Source organism: Aurantiacibacter sp. D1-12, from assembly GCF_028858515.1.
Taxonomy (GTDB): Bacteria; Pseudomonadota; Alphaproteobacteria; order Sphingomonadales; family Sphingomonadaceae; genus Alteraurantiacibacter.
The window spans coordinates 1-2,620 of the sequence record NZ_JAPJZJ010000008.1 but is presented as its reverse complement, the minus strand read 5'-3'; the positions used below and the strand labels follow the sequence as shown (position 1 = coordinate 2,620).

General features: G+C 58.2%; 1 protein-coding gene. It reads left to right on the top strand.

Annotation, left to right across the window (positions count from 1 at the left end; all coding sequences use genetic code 11):
- Positions 1-187: 187 nt before the first annotated feature.
- On the top strand, positions 188-2,620 hold a 2,433-nt coding region (locus OOZ52_RS12790; protein ID WP_274698927.1), incomplete at its 3' end, for a S8 family serine peptidase.

Here is a 2,620-nt window from a genome sequence, read left to right as displayed (position 1 = left end):
GTCGACGGCGACGGCATCCAGGACTACGCCATCCGCCTCGACGGAACCATCAACCTCGCAGAAGCCGACTTTATTCTTTAGTCAACGAATTGCGTGGTTTGTGCTAGGCAAATCTGAGGCTGTAGAATCGCTACGGCCCAATGGGGCGCGTCCATAGCGCAAGGCGTCCGAAATCGCGGAGAGTAACATGTCCTTGAATGAACAGACTGAAGAACTGATCGATGGCGAGAGCCGGGTCAAATCACAGTCGAAGCTCGACAAGTTCCTGCGCGACCTGCTGATTGACAACGCAATTCTCGCCCGCTCTGCCGAAGGTCCCGACGATGCTGCCCTGTCTGCACTGAACCCGCTGCTCTCGATCTCTGGGGGTATGGTTGTCATTGATATCGGCGCGGAAGATGCGCAGGCCACCCTCGAACAGTTGACCGCGATGGGCATGCTACACGGCGCAGCTTTCGCTCACACCGTATCCGGCCTCATCCCGATTTCGCTCCTACCGCAGCTCGAAGGCATGGAAGGCATCCGGTTTGCGCGGGCATCTTTGAGCACATCGTTTGTAGGGGATGTAACTAATCAGGCCGACCCGGCACTACTCGCAGATGATGCACGCGGCGAATACAACATTGATGGCACCGGGGTCAGCATTGGTGTCCTTTCGGACAGTTTCGACAATCTGGGCGGTTATGCCGGCGACATTGCTTCAGGCGATTTGCCCGCCGGGATTACAGTCCTCGAAGACCTTGGCATGGATGGTTCGGATGAAGGCCGCGCCATGCTGCAGATCATCCATGACATCGCGCCCGGAGCAGACCTGCTGTTCCACACCGCGTTTCTGGGAGTAGCAAACTTCGCGCAGGGCATTATCGATCTCGCCAATGCGGGTGCGGATGTCATCGTCGATGACGTTGCCTATCTGACCCAGCCCTTCTTTCAGGACGGCGTGATCGCGCAGGCTGCGGATCAGGTCACAGCAATGGGCGTTGCCTACTTCTCTTCAGCCGGGAACAGCGACGACGATAGCTATCAGTCGGCATTCAATGCCAGCGGCATTACCGAACTTGGCGCGGAAGCGCATGATTTTGACCCCGGAGCCGGTGTCGATACGCGCCTGAGCTTCACACTGGATGATAATGACACCATCCAGATTTCCTTCCAGTGGGACCAGCCCTTCTTCTCGGTTTCGGGCGGCGCTGGCTCTACCAGCGATGTCGACATCTTCATTGTCGAAGCCGGCACGGACACCGTTGTCGCACAGGGCTTTGCCAATAATATCGGCGCAGATCCGGTGGAATTTGTCGAGTTCACCAACGAAACGGGCAGCGCGAAGCAATACGAGATCATCATCAACGTGTTCACCGGTCCCAATCCGGGGTTGATGAAGTTCATAGATTTTTCGGGTGATGCCAACTGGACAGACCCGTGGTTTGTCGGCGCTCCGACCAGCTTCGGACACACCAATGCCGCAGGCACATTCTCCGTGGGCGCAGCGCGCTACACACAGACCCCCGAATTTGGCGAAGACCCTCCGCTGATAGAACCGTTTTCATCACTGGGCGGCACGCCGATCCTGTTCGACACTGCGGGCAATCGCCTAGCGAATCCGGAGATTCGCAACAATGTCGATTTCACGGCCGTTGACGGAGGCGACACCACGTTCTTTGGCAGCGACTTTGACGGTAACGGTTTCCCGAACTTCTTCGGTACGTCTGCCTCTGCTCCGGCCGCTGCAGCGGTTGCGGCCCTGCTCTACCAGATCGCACCCAATGCGACCCGCGCGGACATCGAGGCAGCACTGGTCGCGAGCGCGATCGACATGGGCGCTCCGGGATATGATTTCCTGACGGGCGCCGGCCTGATCCAGGCAACTGGGGCGGTGTTCGAACTGCTCAACCTGACCGAAAACGTGCTCGTTGGTACTGAAGGCGTGGACGTCTTCGATGCCCGCGCATTCGATGATACGCTTGAAGGGCGCGGCGGCGATGACATTCTGAATGGCGGTGACGGCATTGATACCGCGATCTACTCCGGCAACCGCGCCGATTACACCATCACCGAAACAAGCCCGGGCAAGTTCACCATTAGCGGGCCCGATGGCACAGACAGCCTGGAGAATATCGAATTCGCCCAGTTCCTCGACCAGACGGTTGACCTGTCCGATCTCGATGCTCCCAACCTGATCGAAGGCACGCCCAATCCAGATACGCTGGATGGTACAGCCGATGCGGACGAAATACGCGGCCTTGCCTCGAACGACATTCTGCGCGGTTTTGCTGGCAACGACATCCTCGATGGCGGTTTGGGTGACGATGATATGTCCGGCGGCTTGGGCGACGACATCTTTGTCATCGACAGCGCTGGCGATACGGTCACTGAAAACGGCGGCGAAGGCTTTGACACGATCCGGACCTTTATTGACCTCGCGCTACCCGCAACGCTTTACGCGAACTTTGAACGGTTCGAACTGTTCGGTTCCGCCTTCAAACTAGCGGGTAATGGACTCGCCAACGTGTTGGTGGCCAATGATAGCCTGCTCTCCATCCTCAACGGCAACGGCGGAGCCGACACGCTGATCGGCGGTGCGCAGCGCGATCTGCTGTATGGCGGCGCGGGTGATGACATG